The organism is Agrococcus sp. ProA11, assembly GCF_039880525.1.
Lineage (GTDB): Bacteria > Actinomycetota > Actinomycetes > Actinomycetales > Microbacteriaceae > Agrococcus > Agrococcus chionoecetis.
The window spans coordinates 655,646-674,709 of sequence record NZ_CP156989.1 but is presented as its reverse complement, the minus strand read 5'-3'; the positions used below and the strand labels follow the sequence as shown (position 1 = coordinate 674,709).

The following is a 19,064-nucleotide window of genomic DNA, read 5'->3' as shown; positions in this document are numbered from 1 at the left end:
TGCGGTGCAGTGCGGGTGGCCGTGTGCGCGGCCGAGAGATCAGCCGGGCTGGACGTCGATCGTGCCGGTGATCGTCGCGCCCGCGGAGGGGGCGACGGGGCGGCCCGCAGCGCGGGCCATCAGCATGCGCGAGACCTCGTCGACGATCGCGACGGGGTCCTGCTCGATGGAGATGACGATGCCGCTCTCCCACGGGGCCAACGGCTCGAGCGTCTCCATCTGGCTGTCGAGGAGCGTCGTCGGCATGAACGCGTGGTCTCGGTGGGCGAGCCGGTCGGCGAGCAGCGACGCGTCACCGCTGAGGTGGACGAAGATCAGATCCGCAGCGCTCGAGCGCAGCAGCTCCCGGTACCAGCGCTTCAGCGCGGAGCACGCGACGATGACGATGCGGCCGCTCTCGCGACCGTCGGCGATCGTCTGCCCGATGATCTTGAGCCACGGCACGCGATCCTCGTCGTCGAGCGGGATGCCCGCGGCCATCTTGTCCTTGTTGGCCTTCGGGTGCAGGTCGTCGCCGTCGATGAAGTCGATGTTCAGCCGCGTCGCGAGGGCAGCTCCGATCGTCGACTTCCCCGATCCCTGCACGCCCATGATGATCATCGGCGGGTAGCGCGTATCGCTCATCGGCACATCCCTCTAGTGTCCGTCGCTGCCCGAGAATGCCAGCAGCACCTTCGAGGATACGGCCGCGTCGCGCGCGAGCTCGAGGGCGCGCAGGCCGTCGCCGATCGGCAGCTCGTGGCTGATGACCGCTGCCGCATCGAGCGAGCCGTCCGCGAGCGCCGCCAGCACGTCGTCGAGCTCGCCCGTGAAGCGGAACGAGCCCACGAGCGTCAGCTCGCGGGTGATCGTGGTCGCCATCGGCACCGAGATGTCGCCGGCACGCTGGAGGCCCAGCATGACCACCGTGCCGCCGCGGCGAGCGCCGCTGATCGCGGCAGCGAGCCCGGGCACCGTGCCCGACGACTCGATGACCACGTCGGCGTGCATGGCCGCGATCGAGTCCGCATCCGTCGCATCCATCGCCGTCGCGCCGAGGCGCTCGGCGAGGGCGCGCGGATGCTCGTGCAGGTCGGTCGCGAAGATCTCGCTCGCCCCGTGGTGCTTGGCGACGGCGATCGCGAGCGCGCCGATCGGGCCGGCGCCGATGACGAGCACGCGCTTGCCGGTCACATCGCCGGCCTGCCCGACGCCATGCCAGGCGACCGCGGCAGGCTCGGCGAGCGCCGCCAGTCGCAGCTCGAGCCCGTCCGGGATCGAGCGCAGCATGCGCGCCGGCAGCGCGACCCGCCGCGCGAAGGCGCCGTGCGTGTGCGGCATGCGGGCGGCAGAGCCGAGGTAGGTGCCCGCCGGGCTCAGGTTCGGGCGCTCCACGGGGTACGGCGCGGAGCCGTCGTCGATCTCGGTCGCGGGGTGCACGGCGACGCGCGTGCCTGCGGTGGGTCCGCTGCCGTCGGCGGCCGCGGTGAGCACCGTGCCGACGATCTCGTGGCCGAGCACCATGGGCTCGCGCAAGATGGACTGCCCGGCGGCGCCATGCAGCCAGTAGTGCAGGTCGGAGCCGCAGATGCCGCCGTAGGCGATCGCGACGACCGCCTCGTCGGCGGTCGGCACCGGTTCGGGCAGCGCCTCGACGCGCACGTCGTCCTTCGCGTGGGCGACCAGCGCCAGGTTGTCGGTCATCGTGTTCCCTCTCGCCGCGTGCCTCAGACGACCGCGGTCATGCCGCCGTCGACGTAGATGGTCTGCCCGTTGACGAAGGCGCTCGCATCGCTCGAGAGGAACACGAGCGCTCCCACGAGGTCGCGCACATCGCCCCACCTGCCCGCGGGCGTGCGCTGCGCGACCCAGGCCGAGAAGTCGGCATCGTCGACGAGCGCCTGCGTGAGCTCGGTGGCGAAGTAGCCGGGGGCGAGCGCGTTCACGCTGATGCCGTGCGGGGCGAGGTCGGCGCAGAGGCCCTTCGTGAGCATCACGATCGCCCCCTTGGTGGCGCTGTAGGGCGCGATCGAGGGTCGAGCGAGCTGCGACTGCACGGAGCCGATGGAGACGATGCGGCCGGACCCGCGCTCGATCATGCCCCTCGCCACGCGGCGCGAGAGCAGGAACGCGCTCGTGAGGTTGGTGGCGACGAGATCGTGCCAGTCCTCGTCGGTGAACTCGGCGATCGGGTTGCGACGCTGGATGCCGGCATTGTTGACCAGGATGTCTGGGGTGCCGATCCGCGCCTCGACGTCGGCGACTCCGGCGTCGACCGCCTGCGCATCCGTCACGTCGAAGAGCGCCACGTGGGTCTGCCTGCCGGTCGACTCGGCGATCTCGGCCGCGGCGCGCTCGGCCTTGGCGCGATCGCGTCCGTGCACGACGACGGTGGCGCCTGCCTCGGCGAGGCCCTGGGCGAGCGCTCGCCCGATGCCCTGGCTGGAGCCGGTGACGAGCGCGGTGCGCCCGGTGAGGTCGAACAGGGCTGCTGCGGTCGACATCAGTAGAACTCCTTCGTGCTCATGACGTTCTGCAGCGGCTGCCCGTCGAGCAGCCGCGTCGCGTTGGCGGCGAAGAGCTCGGCGATGCGGCGCGGCTCCTGCATCGACAGCGCCGCGGTGTGGGGGCTGAGCAGCACGCTCGGGTGGCGCCAGAGCCGGCTGTCGGTCGGCAGCGGCTCGACGGCCGTGACGTCGAGCGCCGCGAACCCGATGCGGCCCGCGTCGAGCGCGTCCAGCAGTGCGGGCTCATCGACCACGGTGCCGCGGCCGACGTTGACGAGGATCGTGTCGTCGCGTGCGGCGCCGAGCACGTGGGCGCCGATCAGGCCGGCCGTGTGCTCGGTGCCCGGCAGTGTGGTGATGATGGCATCCACCTGCGACGCCGCGTCCACGAGCTCGTCCATCGGCACCAGCCGATCGACGTGCTCGACCGGCGTGCCGCTGCGCGTCGTGCCCCAGACGGTGGCGCCGAGCGCGGCGAACCGCTCGGCGACGACCGCGCCGATGCCGCCCAGCCCGACGACCAGCACGGTCATCTCCCCCACGTGGCGCATCATGCGGCGGCCATCGCCCCACCGGCGGTCGGCTTGGTCGGTCTCCAGCCGGCGCAGATCCTTGGCGCCGGCGAGCACGCCGAACAGTGCCCACTCGGCAAGCGTCGACGCATGCATGCCGGCGCTCGTCGTCACGACGACGCGCTCGAGCTCCCGCTCAGTGAGCGCCGCCGCCCGCACCTGGCCGCCACCGCCGGCTGCCGTGGTGTGCACCCAGCGCAGCCGCTCGTTCGCGCGCACCGTGCGAGCCAAGGCTCGGGGCGAGACGTCCGGGATGCCGAAGAGCGCATCCGCGCTGTCGAGCATCGCCTCGAACGCGTGCTGCTGGGCGGGGGTGCGCTCCCAGGACTGGTCGCCCTCCCAGTCGCCGTGCCACTGCCAGGGCCGCGTGAGCCTCGTGTCGCGCAGCAGCTCGATGCGCGGCTCGAGCTCGCGAATGCGGTCGGCACTCTCGTCGTCGATGCTCACGGCGACGGCGACCTTCAGAGCGGATGCGGTCATGGCTGCCTCCTTCCTGGCAAGGCTATCGATGCCCGGCAGCGGCGGAGGTCTCGCCGCGACGACGCAGTCGGTCGCCGCCTACTGCTGCTGGGCCGACTGCCGCAGCCGCGGTCCGAGCTCGTCGTGGAAGAACGCCATGAACGCATCGGGGTCGGTGCTCGCATCCATGAGTGCGAAGTGGTCGAAGCCGGCGTCGCGGAACTTCGAGAACACCTCCACGTGCCGGTCGACATCCGGTCCGCACGCGAACGCCTCCTCCATGTCGTCGACACGAATCGACTGCGTGGCCTGGTCGAACGCGGTCTGGTCGGGCAGCTCGGCGAGCACCTTCCACCCGAGCGGCCCGAAGCGGAAGCGCGCGTGCGCCGCCTCCGCGCCGGCGCGGGCATCGGGTGCGAAGGCCGTCGGCACCTCGCAGTAGCGCGGGCCCTCACCGCCCGCAGCCGTCCATGCCTCGATGAGCGATGCATCCGGGTCGGTCGAGAACAGGCCGTCACCGAGCTCGGCGGCGAGCGCTGCCGCCTGCGGTCCGCCTGCGGCCACGACGATCTCGGGCAGGGTCTCCGGCAGGTCGAAGACGCGGGCGTCGTGCAGCGTCAGGAAGTCTCCGCGGTAGGAGTGCGTGCCGCCCGACCAGAGCAGCCGGATGATCTCGAGCGCCTCGCGGAACCGCGTGTGCCGGTCGCCGATCTCGGGCCAGCCCTGCCCGACGATGCGCTCGCTGAGCCGCTCCCCCGCTCCGACGCCCAGCGTGAAGCGGCCGTCCGAGATGATCTGCAGCGTCGCCGCGGCTTGCGCGATGATCGCCGGGTGGTAGCGCACCGACGGGCACGTCACGCCGGTCGCGAGCCGCAGCGTCTCGGTCTTCGCGGCGATCGCGGAGAGGATCGCCCACGCGAACGCGGAGTGCTGGTGCTCCGGCAGCCAGGGGTGGAAGTGATCGCTGATCTCGACGAAGTCGAAGCCGGCGCGCTCGGCTTCCACCGCCCGCCTGATGAGCTCCTTGGGTGCGACGTCCTCGGCGAAGAGCTTGTATCCGATCTGCATGGCTCGACGGTAGGGGCCCGACCTGGATGTCTCGTGGTGGTCATCGGTCGGCGGGCGCCGATCGCCGGGGCGGTTGCGGCGGCGCATCCGGCGCTGACTAGCCTTGGGGGCAGACCCGACCCGTCCAGGAGGACACCGTGACCCACGCCAACATCGCCGTCGTCGGCCTCGCCGTGATGGGCTCGAACCTTGCCCGCAACCTCGCATCGCGCGAGGGCAACACCGTCGCGGTCTACAACCGCACGACGTCCAAGACCGACGACCTCATCGCGGCCCATCCCGAGGCCGGCTTCGTGCGCGCCGCCACCATGCAGGAGCTCGCCGACAGCCTGCAGACGCCGCGCACCGCGATCATCATGGTGAAGGCCGGCTGGGCGACGGACGCCGTGATCGATGAGCTGGCCGCCGTCTTCGAGCCGGGCGACATCATCGTCGACGGCGGCAACGCGCTCTTCACCGACACCATCCGCCGCGAGGCGGCGGTGCGCGAGACCGGCATCCACTTCGTCGGCTGCGGCATCTCGGGCGGCGAGGAGGGCGCCCTCAACGGCCCCTCGCTCATGCCCGGCGGCACCGCGGAGTCGTACGAGACGCTCGGCCCGATCCTCACCGGCATCGCGGCGGTCGCGGACGGCGAGCCCTGCGTCACCCACATCGGCACCGACGGCGCCGGCCACTTCGTGAAGATGGTGCACAACGGCATCGAGTACGCCGACATGCAGCTGATCGCCGAGGCCTATGACCTCATCCGTCGGGGCACGGGCAAGTCGCCCGCCGAGATCGCCGAGGTCTTCGAGGAGTGGAACGGCGGCGAGCTGGAGTCCTACCTGATCGAGATCACGGCCGAGGTGCTGCGCCAGGTCGACGCGGACACCGGCCAGCCGCTGGTCGACGTGATCCTCGACGCTGCCGGCGCCAAGGGCACCGGTGCCTGGACGGTGCAGACGGCGCTCGATCTGGGCGTGCCCGTCTCCGGCATCGCCGAGGCGGTCTTCGCCCGTTCGCTCTCGTCGCGGCTCGCGCAGCGCGCGGCCGCGAGCGACCTGCCCGGCCCGGCGGATGCGTGGCAGGTGGAAGACGCGGATGCGTTCATCGAGGATGTGCGGAAGGCGCTCTTCGCCTCGAAGATGGTCGCCTACTCGCAGGGCTTCGACGAGATCGTCGCGGCCGCGGATGAGTACGGCTGGGACATCAAGAAGGGTGAGGTCGCACGCATCTGGCGGGCCGGCTGCATCATCCGTGCGCGCTTCCTGAACGACATCACCGACGCGTACGCCGCGGATCCCGAGCTGCCGGCGCTGCTGCTCGCGCCCTACTTCCGCGAGGCGCTCGCATCGACGCAGGAGGCGTGGCGACGGGTGGTCGTGGCGGCCGCGCAGGCCGGCATCCCGGCGCCCGCGTTCTCGTCGAGCCTGTCCTACTACGACGGCCTGCGCGCCGACCGGCTGCCCGCGGCGCTCGTGCAGGGGCAGCGCGACTTCTTCGGCGCCCACACCTACCGCCGCGTCGACCGCGAAGGGACCTTCCACACGCAGTGGTCGGGCGACCGCACCGAGATCGAGGCCGTCGACACCCACTAGCGCAGCGCGCTCGCAGCTTCCGCCTCGCGCGTGTCGGGTTGTTGCAGTTCTCGCGCGAGATTTCTGCAACAACCCGACACGCAGCCCTGGCGGGCGCGAGCGGTCAGCAGCGGGGCAGGGCGCGACCCAGCGGGGTAGGGCGGCTCGGCGGAGCAGGGTGACTCAGCGGCGCAGCTCGTGCTCGAGTGCTGGCGCCTGCTCGACCGCGGGAAGCGGCGCGTACTCGGCGGGCTCATCGACGGCGTCGCCGGCGTGGAGCATCGCCTCTCGGCGCGCCTCGGCGCCCGCGTCGCCGGTGAACAGGCCGCGTGGTGCGGTGCTGGTGTCCTCCGCGACGGTGCGTGCGGGCGCCTCCTGCAGCTCGACGCGCTGCCGCGGCAGCGCGTGCGGGTGCTGCTCCCGGAGCCAGCCGACCAGTCGCTCGCGCACCAGGTAGCGCAGGTCGGCCAGCTGCAGGCCGTCGGCTGCGCTGATCAGCACGCGCAGTCGCACGAAGCCGCCGACTGCATCGAAGACCTGCAGCACCTGCACCTTGCCGTCCCACGCCTCGGCGCCCTCGAGGATGCGGGCGAGCTCTGCGCGCATCTCGCCGATCGGCACCCGCCAGTCGACGTCGAGCTCGACCGCGCCCATCACCTCGCTCGAGGTGCGCGTCCAGTTCTCGAACGGCATCGTCGTGAAGTGTGTCGACGGGAGCACCAGGCGGCGGTCATCCCAGATCCGCACCACCACGTAGGTGAGCGTGATCTCCTCGATCGTGCCCCATTCGCCCTCGACCACGACGACGTCGTCGACGCGGATGGCGTCGGAAGCGACCAGCTGGATGCCCGCGAAGACGTTCCCGAGCACCGACTGCGCGGCGAGGCCCGCGACCAGCGAGGCCAGTCCGGCGGAGGCGAGCAGGCTCGTGCCTGCGACCCGCGCGGCCTCGAAGGTGAACAGCGTGATGCCGACGGCGATGACGATCACCACCGCGACGAGCACCCGGCGCAGGACCTCGACCTGCGTGCGCACTTTGCGCGCCCGCCGATCGCCGTGAGCGCTGGCGAAGCGCACGATCACGGCATCGCCAGCGACCCGCAGCAGCCGCACAGCCAGCCACGCCGCGACCGCGATGACCACGATCAGCAGCGCGTGCGACGCGACGCGACCGCCATCGCCGAGCGAGGCGACCAGGCCGTTGGCGGATGCTGCGAGGCCGAGAGCGACCACGAACGCGAGCACCGCGGCCGGCCAGCGCAGCTGTTGCCGCACTTCCGACCGCCGCTCACGGTCGCGGACGACGGCGATGGTCGAGGCCTGCAGCACGAGGCTCGCGACCACGGCGGCGACCACGGCGATGCCCACCGCGATGCCGAGCATGATCAGGATCTGGACGACGTCAGGCAACGAGGCTCCTCTCGGGTCGACCGCCCACGGTACGCGTGCCGCGGCGGCGAACGACAGCCGCGCGCGCGGATTCCGCTGCGCGCGATCATCGCGGTCGGCGGCGGCGCAGCAGCGCTCGCCCCGTCAGCCCCAGCGCGAGCCACGCGGCGGCACCCAGCACGCCCGGCCACGGGAGCGTCAGCACGACCCCCAGGCAGGCGACCATGCCGAGCCAGGGCACCCAGGCGGGGAGCCACAGCCGCACCGCGCCCGAGCCGGCCGTGCCCGAGGCGCGCATGTGCGCCCGCCTCGCGGAGCGCATCCGGATCGCCGAGACATGCGCGATGGCGTAGTAGGTGAGCACGCACGTCGAGGAGAATGCGACGAGGGTGCCTGCGGGCAGCAGCAGCACCGCGACGATCGCGGCGACCGCGGTCGCAGCCTCGGCGATCACGGGCGTGCGGGTGCGGGCCGCGATCAGCGACAGAGGTCCGGGCAGGTCGCGCTCGCGCGCCATCGCGAGACCCGTGCGGCTGAGACCCGCGAGGATGCCCATGAGCGAGCCGAGGCACGCCAGCGCTCCCGCGCCGAGCACCAGCGCGTGCAGGCCCGGCTCCGCGACGAGATCCGCCAGCGGGGTGGCCGAGGCAGGCAGCTGGTCGCCGAGCCGCGCGGATGTCGCCCAGCCGACGGCAGCGTAGAGCGCCAGCACGAGGCCGAGCCCGAGCACGATGGCGATCGGCAGCGTGCGGCGGGGGTCGCGCACCTCCTCGCCGAGCGTCGCCATCCGGGCGTAGCCGGCGAACGCGAAGAACAGCAGCCCGGCGGCCGTCAGCACCGGCACCGGCGCCTCGGCGACCGTCGGCGCCGGCACCACGGGCGTGAGCGTGGCGGCGCCGCCTGTCGCGGCCCAGCCGAGCGCGACGAGGACGGCGATCAGCACGAGCGCGACGATCCCGCTCGACACCCACGCGGTCACGCGCACGCCGAGCATGTTGAGGGCCGCGAGCACCACGATGGCGCCCGCGCCGACCCAGGCGGCGTGCTCCGGCAGCAGGTGCCTGCCCGCGATCGCGGCGATCGCGGCCGCCGAGGCGGTCTTGCCGGTGAGGAACATCCACCCGGCCGTGAAGCCGACACGCTCCCCCACCTCGGCGCGCCCGAACGCGTACGCGCCGCCCGAGACGGGATGCTCCATCGCCAGCTGCGCGGTCGAGAGCGCGTTGAGCACCGCGATGCCGGCCGCGATCGCGATCGCCGCCGGCAGCCATGGGCCGGCGATGGCGGCGGCCGGCGCCCAGACGAAGAACAGGCCGGCGCCGATCATCGCGCCGAGCCCGATCGCGATCGCACCGGGCACCCCGATGCGTCGCTCGAGCACAGTCATGCCCGCCACGCTAGCCGTGCCAGCCAAACGCCGAGTTGCCGACGCGTGTCGGGTTGTTGCAGGGAAGTCGCTGCATTGCTGCAACAACTCGACACGCGCGCTCCCGACCCGGGCGCGCGCGACCGGTGGCGCCGCCGAGACGGCGGGTCAGATGATGCGGCGGGTCAGATGATGCGGCGGCCCGCCTTCTTGGCGCGGAGCAGCTCCTGCAGGAAGCTGCGGGCGATGACGAACAGCACCCCGGCGACGATGACGGGCCAGAGCAGCACGTAGATGGTCATTGCAACGGTCATGGTCTCTCCTCGGATCGGGTTCAGTCGCGTGCGGGTGCGGCGTCGCGGTCGCGGTCGGCGTCCGCCTCGGCATCCGCCTCGGCATCGGACGGATGAGCGCGCTCGCGGCCCTCGACATCCGCGGACGCCGTCTCGGGGTCGAAGTCGCCCGTGACGTCGGCGATGGTGGCGAAGTCGAAGCGCTGACTCGAGCGGAACGACAGCAGCGAGCACACCAGGAACGACACCGCGTACGCGAGCAGCGACGCCGACAGCACCGTGTAGTCGCGCAGGAAGAACAGCGTGAACGGTGCCGCGGCCACCACCGCCAGCACGCCGACGCCCACCCCGACGCGCAGCCCGAAGAAGCCGAAGGCCATGATGCCGAGGATCACGCCGATGCCGATCGTCGCGAGGATCTCGAGCGGCAGCCCGAGGATGCCGGTGAGCGACACCCACTCGAAGCGCACCGGGATGAACACCACGAGCGCGGCGATGACCGACGCGGTGAAGGCGAGGTTCGTGACCTTCTTCCAGTAGAACGACGCGATCACCGGGAACACCAGGCAGCCCCACAGCGCGCCGACGAACACCAGCAGGTCGAGGATGTTGAACTGGCTGGTGGCGAAGAACAGCGCGGCGCCGGTGGCGACGATCATCGTCACGCGGCCCACGAGCAGCATCGTCTTCGGGTTGGCGCGCTCCTTGCCGACCGACTGCCCGTAGATGTCGGTCATCACGATCGACGACAGCGCCGAGAGATCGGAGTCGGCCGTCGACGACAGCGCCCCGATGATCATGAGGAACGCGATCGCCAGCAGGATCCACGGCAGGTACGTGCCCGCCAGCTGCGGGATCAGGTTGTTGACATCGCCGTCGATCGGCTGGATGCCGAGATAGAGCGCCATGACGCCGAGCATGCCGATGCCGATGACGGTGGCGCCGTAGCCGACCGTCGCGGTGATGAACGTCGGCCGGATGAGGTCCTCCCGCACGGCGAACAGGCGCTGCGCGATCGTCTGGTTGCCGATCGCGTAGGCGAGCACCGCGGCGATGTAGGGCGCGCCCTGGTTCATGAACGCATCCGACGAGAAGAAGCTCTGCTGCTGCGGCGTCACGGTGCCGTTCGCGACGCCGGCCTCGAACATGGCAGGGCCGCCGGCGGCGAAGAAGATGACGGGGATGACGATGACTGCGGCACCGAGCATCGCGACGACCTGCGCGAAGTCGGTCAGCACGGATGCCCGGAAGCCCGACCACAGCGTGTAGAGCAGCACGCCGCCCGCGACGATCAGGATGCCGGTGCCGAAGCTGAGCGGCGACAGCATGGCGATGAGCGCACCGCCGGCGATGAAGTTCGAGGTGAGCGAGATGAGCGAGCCGAGCACGTTCGAGCCGGCCAGCATGAGCTGCGAGGAGCGGCCGTGGCGGGCGTACATGACCTCGGCGAGCGTGTGGGCACGAGGGGCGACGGCGCGGATGCGCTTGCCGAAGGGGTAGATGAAGAGGATCATCAGCGCGCCCCAGAGCCCGTAGTGGATGGGGCCGGAGACGCCGTAGGTGTAGCCGGCGGTGGCGGACGCATACATCGATGACGCCCAGATCCAGGTCGCCGTCATGGACGCGGCCGAGATGCCGAAGCCGATGCGGTTGCCGGCGGTCATGTAGCCGTCGGCGTTCTCCTTTCGGCGGCCGATGCCGAGCGTCATCAGCAGCGTGCCGCCGTAGAACACCAGCAGCAGCACGACGACGGCGATCACTCCGAGCTGGACGACTTCTTGGGCGGGCGGCATGCGGTTCCTCTCGTCTGGGCGCAGTCGCGACCCGAGTCGGGTCCTGCGCGCGGTCGTCGGCCGGACGGCGCACCCGCGCGCGGCTTGGCGCGGGGCCCGTTCGAGCAGAACCGATGCGGCGCGTGTCGCGCGATCGAGCGGTGCGCGTGCGCATCCTGCTGGGCGCGGCACCGGTCCTCGTCGAAGGCCAGTCCTTCCACCATCGCATCCGGATCCGCGAGAAGCGAATCGACGGCCGAGCGGCGGCGCGGGTCAGCGGCGGGCGAGCTCCACGAGCACTTCCGCGTGCTCGGTGTGCGGGAACATGTCGAAGACCCGGCCCCGCACCGGCCGCAGCGAGGGCATCGCCGCGAGGTCCTTCGCGAGCGTGACGGGGTTGCAGCTGGAGTAGATGACGCGGTCGACCGCGCTCGACTCCAGGCGCGCGGCGAGCGTGCCGATGCCGCGCCTGGGCGGGTTCACCACCACGAGCTCGGGCGCGCCTACGCCCTCGAGATCCACGCCGGTCGCGTCGCCGACCGCGAACGACGCGTCGACGCCCAGCTCGGCCGCCGTCTCGCGGGCCGCGTCGATCGCCTCGGCTGTGACCTCCACGCCCTGCACGCGCCGACCCGCGCGGGCGGCGTGCAGCGCGAAGCCTCCGACGCCGCAGTACAGGTCGAGCAGGCTCGCGGGCGCGGCCTCGTCGATCCAGGCGGTGGCCTCCCGATAGAGCGCCGCGGCGACGACGGTGTTGGTCTGGAAGAAGCTGCGCGGCCGCAGCCGCAGGCCGATGTCGTTGACCCGCATCACGAGCACGCCGGAGCCGGCGAGCAGCATCTCGTCATCGCCCTCCAGCACCGCCTTGTGCTCGGGCTGCAGGTTGACCGAGACGCTCGTGAGCGGCAGCGCCGCCAGCACGTCGAGATGCTTCCGGATGCGCGGCAGCGCCTCGGTCGAGCGGAGCACGATGCGCAGCGCCAGCTCGCCGTCGGGCGATGCGGTCAGGATGAGGTGCTTGAGCTCGCCGCGCCGGCTCGGCACGTCGTAGGGCGTGAGGCGCGCCTCGCGCACGAGCGCCTCCAGCGCCGGCATCGCGGCCACAAGCGGTCGCTCGTGGAGCGGGCATGCCTGCAGGTCGATCCCGCTGCCGTCAGCGGCGAGGATCCCGAGCGTCGGCGCGGCGACGGTGCCGGCGACGGCCATCTTCGCCTTGTTGCGGAAGCCGCCGACGGCGCTCTCGACCGGCGCATCCCAGACGAGCGTCGGCAGCAGCGCCTCGATCCGCGCCTGCTGCTGGGCGAGCTGCCGCGCATACGGCGTCGCCAGCAGCGTGCAGGAGCGGCAGCGGTCGGCGTCGAAGTAGGCGCAGTCGAGCGCCACGCTCGTCGCCGTCATCGCCGCGCTGCGATCAGGCGGCGCCGTCGAACAGGCTCGTGACGGAGCCGTCCTCGAAGACCTCCGTGATGGCACGCGCCAGCAGCGGGGCGATGGAGAGCACCTCGAGTTTCTCGAAGCGCTGGTCGTCGCGCAGCGGCAGCGTGTCGGTGACCACGACCTTGTCGATCACGTCGGAGTTCAGGATCTCGGATGCCGGGTCGGAGAAGATCGCGTGCGTCGCGGCGACGACGACATTGGTGGCACCGTTGGCCTTCAGCGCCTCAGCGGCCTTCACGATCGTGCGGCCGGTGTCGATCATGTCGTCGACCAGCAGGCAGGTGCGGCCCTCCACGTTGCCGACGATCTCGTGCACCGACACCTGGTTCGGCACCAGCGGGTCGCGGCGCTTGTGGATGATCGCGAGCGGAACGCCCAGCTTGTCGCTCCAGACGTCGGCGACGCGCACGCGCCCCATGTCGGGAGAGACGACCGTCAGCGTCTCGGGGTCGAGCGTGTGCCGGAAGTGCTCCAGCAGCACCGGCATGCCGAAGAGGTGGTCGAACGGCCCGTTGAAGAATCCCTGGATCTGCGAGGCGTGGATGTCGATCGACATGATGCGGTCGGCGCCGGCGGTCTTGAAGAGGTCGGCGATCAGTCGCGCGGAGATCGGCTCGCGGCCGCGGCCCTTCTTGTCCTGCCGGGAGTAGGGGTAGTACGGCATGACGACGGTGATGCGTTTCGCCGACGCGCGCTTGAGCGCATCCACCATGATGAGCTGCTCCATGAGCCACTCGTTCACCGGCCGGCTGTACGACTGCAGGATGAACGCGTCCGAGCCGCGCACCGAGCCCTCGAAGCGGGCGTAGATCTCGCCGTTCGCGAAGGTGCGACTGTCGACATCCATCAGCTCGGTGCCGATCTCGGCGGCCACGGCGCTCGCGAGCTCCGGGTGCGAGCGTCCTGTTGCCAGGACGAGGTGCTTGCGGTTCTTCGCGACGATCGATCCCACTCGGGAGCCTCCCCTAGGCGTCAGGTGCTTGCTGCTCGGCCGCCGCTGCCGCGTCGGCCGCTGCCGTCCCAGGGCGATTCGTCTCGACCCAGCCCGTCATGTTGCGCTGCGGAGCGACCGAGATGGCCAGCGCTCCGGGCTCGACATCCTTGCGAACGACCGTGCCCGCTCCAGTGTATGCGCCGTCGGCGATCGACACGGGGGCGACGAAGACGTTGTGGCTGCCCGTGCGCACGTGCGAGCCGACCTCGGTGCGGTGCTTGGCGACGCCGTCGTAGTTGGCGGTGATGGTGCCGGCGCCGATGTTGGAGCCGTCGCCGACGGTCGTGTCGCCGATGTACGACAGGTGCGGGATCTTGCTGCCGGCGCCGATCTGCGTGTTCTTCGTCTCGACGAAGGTGCCGATCTTGCCGTCCGCGCCGACGACCGAGTTGGGCCGCAGGTAGGCCCAGGGACCGACCGATGCGCGGGCGCCGATCACCGACAGGGTCGCGTCGGTGCGCTTCACGACCGCGTCCTCTCCCACCTCCGTGTCGACGAGGGTGGTGTCGGGCCCGATGGTCGCGCCGGCGGCGACGACCGTCGCGCCGTGGAGCTGCGAGCCGGGCAGGATCGTGACGTCCTCCGCGAGCGTGACATCCGTGTCGATCCAGGTCGACGCCGGGTCGAGCACCGTGACGCCCGCGCGCTGCCAGCGGCGGATGATGCGGTCGTTCAGCTCGTGCGCCGCGGCGGCGAGCTGCACGCGGTCGTTGATGCCCCAGATCGCCCAGATGTCGGTGGCCGGCACCGCCTGGATGCGTCCGCCGCGCGCCTGGATCCGCACCGCCGCATCCGTGAGGTACATCTCGCCCTGCGCGTTGTTGCGGTCGATGGTGCCGAGCGCCTCGCGCAGTGCCGCCGCATCGAAGACGTAGATGCCGCCGTTGACCTCGTCGATGGCGCGCTCCGCCTCGCTGGCGTCCTTCTGCTCGACGATGCGCATGAACGAACCGGCGTCGTCGCGCACGATGCGACCGAGACCGGTGGGATCGGGCAGGTGCGCCGAGAGCAGCGTCATCTGGTTGCCCTCGCGCTCATGCCGCTCCACCAGCCGGCTCAGGGTGTCCGCGTCGATGAGCGGCACATCGCCCGAGAGCACGACGACGTGACCGTCGAAGTCGGCGATCGCATCGAGACCCTGCTCGACGGCGCGGCCGGTGCCGGGCACCTCGTCCTGGTCGGCGATCAGCACGTGCGGCGCGAACTCGAGCACGGCCTCGGCCATGCGATCGCGCTCGTGACGCACGACGGTGACGATGCGCTCGGGGTGCAGCTCGCCGGCGGTGCTCAGCACGTGGGCGATGAGCGGCTTGCCCGCCAGCGGGTGCAGCGGCTTGGGGGTGCGGCTCTTCATGCGGGTGCCCGCGCCGGCGGCGAGGACGATGACGGCAACCTGAGGCACGGGCTCTCCCATCGAGATACGAGCGATCGGCTCCAGGCTACTGGCGCGCGCGGGGCCTCGGCGCGCCGCGGTCGCTGCCGCTCGCACCTCGGTCCCCGTCTGGGCCCGAGGGCCGGATGCGATACTGAGGCGTGCCCGAGCAGCGTCCGACGATCGCCGCCCCGCTGCCGACTTCCGCCGCGATCCGCGCCTCCCCTCGAGCACGGCGGGCCCGCACCGCGGTCGAGGTCGCGGTCGTGCTGCTCGTCGCCGCGGTGATGGGCTTCTGGGCGCTCGACCAGGCGAACATCGCCCCGGACGAGCTCGTCTACCAGCGCGCGGGCCTCGCCTACGTGCAGGGCGACACCTCCGCCAACCCCGAGCATCCCCCGATCGCGAAGTACCTGCTGGGCGCCTGGCAGCTCGCCTTCGGCACCGGCGTGCCGAGCGCGCGGGTGCTCATGGGCTGCGTACTCGCCGCCGCGGTGCTCGTCTCCTACGCGTGGCTGCGCGCGGCCGCGGGCGGTTCCGCCGCGGTCATCGGCGCGATCATGCTCGCCGCCACGCATCGCGTGAACGGCACCGACCTCATCGACCGGCAGGTGCTGCTCGAGCCGTACAGCGTGCTGTTCGGCATGAGCGCGCTCGCGCTGCTGTGGCAGTGGACGCGGCACCGCAGGGCGCTGCTCGCGATCGGCGCGGGCACGCTAATGGCGTTGGCGATCCTGTCGAAGGCCTCGGCGGCCGTCCTGCTCGTGGCGGCGCTCGCCTGCGTCCCCTGGCGCGAACTCGGCGACCGCAGGGTCTGGCGAGCCGTGCTCGGCTTCGCGGCGACCGGCATCGCCGTCTGCTTGCTGGCGTACGTGCCGCTGGGCGGCATCCCGGCCGTGCTCGAGATGATCGAGTTCCAGGCCGAGCATGCGCAGAACGGGCACCGCATCGTCATCGCGGGTGAGACGCACCGCTTCGCGCCCTGGTACGCGCCGCTGTGGTTCGGCGGCGAGGTGGTGGGCTGGTTCGCGCTCGCCGCGATCGTGGCGTGGGCGGGCGCTGCCGTCGTGCTGCGCGGCAGGGAGCTCATCGTCAGGATGCTCGGGCTCGCTGCCATCGCGACGCTCGTCGTCATGGCGCTCTCGCCGGTCGTGCTGCCGCACTACACGGGTGCGTGGCTGTGGCCGCTGCTGCTGCTCACGGGCATCGGCGTGCCCGCGCTCTGGCAGCGCGCGCGGCGGCGCGGCGCTCGGGTGCTGGCCGCGGTGGCGACCGCCTGCCTGCTGGTCGGTCCCATCACGGGGGTCGCGCACGTGCTGACGCTGCGCCCGACCGGCGTCGCGCTCATCGATGCAGCGATGCTCGACGATCCGGCGCCCGACGGCACCGTGCTGATGGTGCAGCTGTCGCCGCACGCCACCGATCCGAACGTCGATGCACCGGTCACGACCGATCCCTACCTCGGCGACATCACCGCCGTCGCGGTCGGCGAGGACCTGCGCTTCACCGCACCGCCGGAGGTGCTCGCGGTGGTGATGGCTGCGGAGGAGCCGGCGCTGCTCGACGAGGTGCGCCTGTACCTGCTGGATGCGCCGCTGGACGAGCTGCTCGAGGACGCGGGCGTCCGCTCGCCGTAGCCTGGGCGCGGTGATCGACGCGGCTCAGCGCTCGACGTTGGCGCAGCGCTCGACCCAGCTCAGCGCCCGTCGCTCAGCGCCCGACGCGGGCGCAGCGCTCGACGCGGCTCAGCGGGTTGCCGCGGCGGGCGGCGGACCCTGCTCGCCGCGCCAGCCGTCGCGCGCTCCGCGCACCATCGCTCGCGCGTTGCGCAGGCGCGGGGCGGCGAAGGCGGTCATGCGCGCCAGCTTGAGGAGCATCCGCGGCACGTCCTGCGCCGTCCACACGCGCGGGGTGGCCGGTCGACGCCAGAGGGCGACGCGGTTGCGCGTCATCATGTACAGCCGCAGCGGCGAGTGCACGAACATCGCGCTGCCGCCCGGCAGCCGCACGAGCTCGTCCCCGATCGTGTGCCGCATGCGCGCGTCGGCGACGCCCGCGAGCTGCAGCCCGGCGGCCTTGGCGCGGAAGCACCACTCCATGTCGACGCTGTCGATGAAGAGCCCCTCGTCGAACGCGCCGGCCGCATCGATCGCGTCGACCGGGATGAGCGAGCCGGAGGAGATGAGGAAGTCGACGTCGACATCCCCGCCCGCCGGCGCGTGCAGCTTGTGGTTGAGGGGGAAGCCGAACCGCACGAAGGGCGCGCGCTCGCCCGTTCGGCCGTCGACGAAGGTGGGGCCGACGGCGCCGAGCGGACCGCGCGCCCGCCGTGCGTCCGCGTGCCGCAGCAGCGCATCCACGCAACCCTCCTCGAGCAGCGAGTCCTGGTCGAGCAGCAGCACGTAGCGCGCGCCCTGCTCGCGGGCGATCGCGACGGCGCGGTTGTAGGCGGCGCCGAGACCGATGTTGGTCGGCTCGCGCACGAGCGCCACACCTGCGGGGATCGCGACGCGCTCGCTCCAGTGCACGCCGCCGGTCGCGGGACTGTCGTTGTCGAGCACCGTGAGCGCGCCGACCTGCGCTGCGGCGCGCTCCAGCACATCCGCGATGGCGGCCTCGTCGGGCCGGTAGGTGACGGCGACGCCGAGGACGTCGGCGCGGGTGGAGACCATGCGCCCCAGTCTGGCGGATGCGCGCGGCGCCCGCGCCAGAAGCGTGACCAGCGGCTCGCATCCGCGTGCTTTGCGAGCCGCTGGTGACACATCTGCGGGTTCGGGCCGCGCGGGCGACTAGCCTGGTAGCCGCGATCCGCCATGGTGTAACGGCAGCACAGCGGCCTTTGGAGCCGTTTGTCCAGGTTCGAATCCTGGTGGCGGAGCAGACGACCCGGTGGGTCGTCTGCGACGTCGCCAGTCGCGAGCGCAGCGAGCGCGGGCGGAGCCCCGACCCAGTCGGTCGTCTGCGACGTCGCCAGTCGCGAGCGCCGCGAGCGAGGGCGGAGCCCCGACCCAGTGGGTCGTCTGCGACGTCGCCAGTCGCGAGCGCAGCGAGCGAGGGCGGAGCCCCGACCCAGTGGGTCGTCTGCGACGTCGCCAGTCGCGAGCGCAGCGAGCGAGGCGCAGCTCGTGCCACGCTTGCTCCGTGACCCAGCCTCCGGCTCTCGTGCTCGAGCGCAGCGCCGCGCACCACTACGCGGGTCCGGCTGCGCGGGTGCTCGTATGGTTCGGCATGGTCGTGATGGGCGCCCTGGCGCTCGTGGGGATCGGATGGACGCTGCTGTTCGTCGCGGTCGTCGCCCTCGCCGTGCGCAATCACCGCATGCTGCGCCGCGGCCAGTGGCGAATCGAGGCGGGCCCCGACGCCGACTTCGCGTTCGGCGCCCGTCGCGACCAGCGCATCCGACTCGCCGACCTCGGCGGGGTCATCGTCGTGCACGTGCCCGCCGCCACGAGCCGCGGCCTGCCGATCACCCGTGAGCGCGAGCAGTGGCGCTTGGTCGGGCACGACGGGTCGACCATCGGGGTCGCGGACACCGCCGGGCTGGATCCCGACCAGGTCCGGCAGCTGCGCGCGCGACTCGATGTGCCGTTCGTGCCGCTGCCGATCGCGGCGCGCGCCGACATCCTGCCGGCCGACACCCCGTGGTGGGTGCGCCATGAGGGGCGCGCGCTCGCGCTCGGCATCGTGATCGCCGTCGCGGTCATGGTCGCCGTGATCGCGGCGCCGAGCTACTGGGGCTGATGTGGCCGACTGCGTGGCTGGGATACTGGACCCATGAGCGACCTGCGCGGCGACGATGTCGACCGCATCATCGAGCAGTGGATGCGTGTGCGGCCCGACGCGGATGTCTCGCCCCTCGACGTGCTCAGCCGCATGACGCGCATCTCGCGGCAGCTGGGGCGCATCCGTGCCGAGGCCTTCCAGCTCGCCGGCCTCGAGTCCTGGCAGTGGGATGTGCTGGCGGCGCTGCGGCGAGCCGACAGCGCGCTGAGCCCCAAGGATCTCATCGCCCAGACGATGGTCACGAGCGGCACGATGACGAACCGGATCGAGAACCTGGTCGCCTCCGGGCTGATCGAGCGCGTGGAGGGGTCGACCGATCGGCGCGTGCGCCTCGTGACCCTCACCGACGAGGGCATCGACCGCGTCGACGTGGCACTCGATGCGCTGCTGGAGGCGGAGCGCCGACTGCTCCGCGACATCCCCGCCGACGACCAGTCGCGACTGGCGGAGCTGCTGCGAGTGCTCTCCGACGCGATGGTCTGATCGCCGAGCTTCCCCGAACCGCGCGCTTTCG

The 19,064-nt window shown here is 71.9% G+C and carries 17 protein-coding genes and 1 tRNA gene; 5 read left to right on the top strand and 13 right to left on the bottom strand.

Going from position 1 to position 19,064, the window contains the following annotated elements; genetic code table 11:
• Positions 1 to 39 precede the first annotated feature (39 nt).
• The 5 genes from ABG090_RS03190 to ABG090_RS03170 form a co-directional block, all read right to left on the bottom strand.
• Positions 40 to 624: a gluconokinase gene (locus tag ABG090_RS03190; RefSeq protein ID WP_347756337.1), complete on the bottom strand. Its 585-nt coding sequence runs from the start codon at positions 622 to 624 to the stop codon at positions 40 to 42.
• A gap of 12 nt (positions 625 to 636) precedes the next feature.
• Positions 637 to 1,683 (bottom strand): zinc-binding dehydrogenase, encoded by a 1,047-nt coding sequence (locus ABG090_RS03185; RefSeq protein WP_347756335.1) that lies wholly within the window; start codon positions 1,681 to 1,683, stop codon positions 637 to 639.
• 23 nt (positions 1,684 to 1,706) lie between these two features.
• Complete coding sequence (locus ABG090_RS03180; protein ID WP_347756333.1) at positions 1,707 to 2,483, bottom strand: glucose 1-dehydrogenase; 777 nt, start codon at positions 2,481 to 2,483, stop codon at positions 1,707 to 1,709.
• Positions 2,483 to 3,538 carry a D-2-hydroxyacid dehydrogenase gene (locus ABG090_RS03175; RefSeq protein ID WP_347756331.1) on the bottom strand — a complete coding sequence of 352 codons (1,056 nt, stop codon included), beginning with the start codon at positions 3,536 to 3,538 and terminating at the stop codon, positions 2,483 to 2,485. The genes ABG090_RS03180 and ABG090_RS03175 overlap by 1 nt, the downstream gene beginning before the upstream one ends.
• A 78-nt stretch (positions 3,539 to 3,616) precedes the next feature.
• Positions 3,617 to 4,585, bottom strand: coding sequence for a TIGR03557 family F420-dependent LLM class oxidoreductase (locus tag ABG090_RS03170; protein WP_347756329.1), 969 nt, complete (start codon positions 4,583 to 4,585; stop codon positions 3,617 to 3,619).
• A gap of 176 nt (positions 4,586 to 4,761) precedes the next feature.
• On the opposite strand from ABG090_RS03170, the gene gndA reads away from it, so the two are divergent.
• Complete coding sequence (gene gndA, locus ABG090_RS03165; protein ID WP_347757464.1) at positions 4,762 to 6,165, top strand: NADP-dependent phosphogluconate dehydrogenase; 1,404 nt, start codon at positions 4,762 to 4,764, stop codon at positions 6,163 to 6,165.
• Positions 6,166 to 6,327: 162 nt separating this feature from the next.
• Here gndA and ABG090_RS03160 read toward each other — a convergent pair whose 3' ends face one another.
• The 7 genes from ABG090_RS03160 to glmU all read right to left on the bottom strand — a co-directional run bounded on the left by ABG090_RS03160 (position 6,328) and on the right by glmU (position 14,809).
• A complete protein-coding gene (locus ABG090_RS03160) occupies positions 6,328 to 7,554 on the bottom strand; it encodes a mechanosensitive ion channel domain-containing protein (protein WP_347756327.1) in 1,227 nt (408 codons plus the stop codon).
• Positions 7,555 to 7,639: 85 nt separating this feature from the next.
• Entirely contained in the window at positions 7,640 to 8,920 is a 1,281-nt protein-coding gene (locus tag ABG090_RS03155; protein WP_347756325.1) for an APC family permease, read from the bottom strand.
• A gap of 164 nt (positions 8,921 to 9,084) precedes the next feature.
• Positions 9,085 to 9,213 (bottom strand): putative transporter small subunit, encoded by a 129-nt coding sequence (locus ABG090_RS03150; protein ID WP_347756324.1) that lies wholly within the window; start codon positions 9,211 to 9,213, stop codon positions 9,085 to 9,087.
• A gap of 20 nt (positions 9,214 to 9,233) precedes the next feature.
• Positions 9,234 to 10,985, bottom strand: a complete 1,752-nt coding sequence (locus ABG090_RS03145; RefSeq protein ID WP_347756322.1) for a sodium:solute symporter family protein — start codon at positions 10,983 to 10,985, stop codon at positions 9,234 to 9,236.
• Between the two features lie 252 nt (positions 10,986 to 11,237).
• Positions 11,238 to 12,362 carry a methyltransferase domain-containing protein gene (locus ABG090_RS03140; RefSeq protein WP_347756320.1) on the bottom strand — a complete coding sequence of 375 codons (1,125 nt, stop codon included), beginning with the start codon at positions 12,360 to 12,362 and terminating at the stop codon, positions 11,238 to 11,240.
• Between the two features lie 13 nt (positions 12,363 to 12,375).
• Positions 12,376 to 13,353, bottom strand: coding sequence for a ribose-phosphate diphosphokinase (locus ABG090_RS03135; RefSeq protein ID WP_347756318.1), 978 nt, complete (start codon positions 13,351 to 13,353; stop codon positions 12,376 to 12,378).
• Positions 13,354 to 13,366: 13 nt separating this feature from the next.
• Positions 13,367 to 14,809: a bifunctional UDP-N-acetylglucosamine diphosphorylase/glucosamine-1-phosphate N-acetyltransferase GlmU gene (gene glmU / locus ABG090_RS03130; RefSeq protein WP_347756316.1), complete on the bottom strand. Its 1,443-nt coding sequence runs from the start codon at positions 14,807 to 14,809 to the stop codon at positions 13,367 to 13,369.
• Between the two features lie 119 nt (positions 14,810 to 14,928).
• On the opposite strand from glmU, the gene ABG090_RS03125 reads away from it, so the two are divergent.
• Positions 14,929 to 16,404 (top strand): glycosyltransferase family 39 protein, encoded by a 1,476-nt coding sequence (locus tag ABG090_RS03125; protein ID WP_347756314.1) that lies wholly within the window; start codon positions 14,929 to 14,931, stop codon positions 16,402 to 16,404.
• 108 nt (positions 16,405 to 16,512) lie between these two features.
• On the opposite strand, the gene ABG090_RS03120 is transcribed toward ABG090_RS03125, so the two are convergent.
• Positions 16,513 to 17,439, bottom strand: coding sequence for a glycosyltransferase family 2 protein (locus tag ABG090_RS03120; RefSeq protein ID WP_347756313.1), 927 nt, complete (start codon positions 17,437 to 17,439; stop codon positions 16,513 to 16,515).
• A 135-nt stretch (positions 17,440 to 17,574) separates the two neighbouring features.
• On the opposite strand from ABG090_RS03120, the gene ABG090_RS03115 reads away from it, so the two are divergent.
• The 3 genes from ABG090_RS03115 to ABG090_RS03105 all read left to right on the top strand — a co-directional run bounded on the left by ABG090_RS03115 (position 17,575) and on the right by ABG090_RS03105 (position 19,033).
• A tRNA-Gln gene (locus ABG090_RS03115) sits at positions 17,575 to 17,645 on the top strand.
• A gap of 263 nt (positions 17,646 to 17,908) precedes the next feature.
• A complete protein-coding gene (locus tag ABG090_RS03110) occupies positions 17,909 to 18,508 on the top strand; it encodes a hypothetical protein (protein WP_347756311.1) in 600 nt (199 codons plus the stop codon).
• Between the two features lie 33 nt (positions 18,509 to 18,541).
• Positions 18,542 to 19,033, top strand: coding sequence for a MarR family transcriptional regulator (locus tag ABG090_RS03105; protein WP_347756309.1), 492 nt, complete (start codon positions 18,542 to 18,544; stop codon positions 19,031 to 19,033).
• Positions 19,034 to 19,064 lie beyond the last annotated feature (31 nt).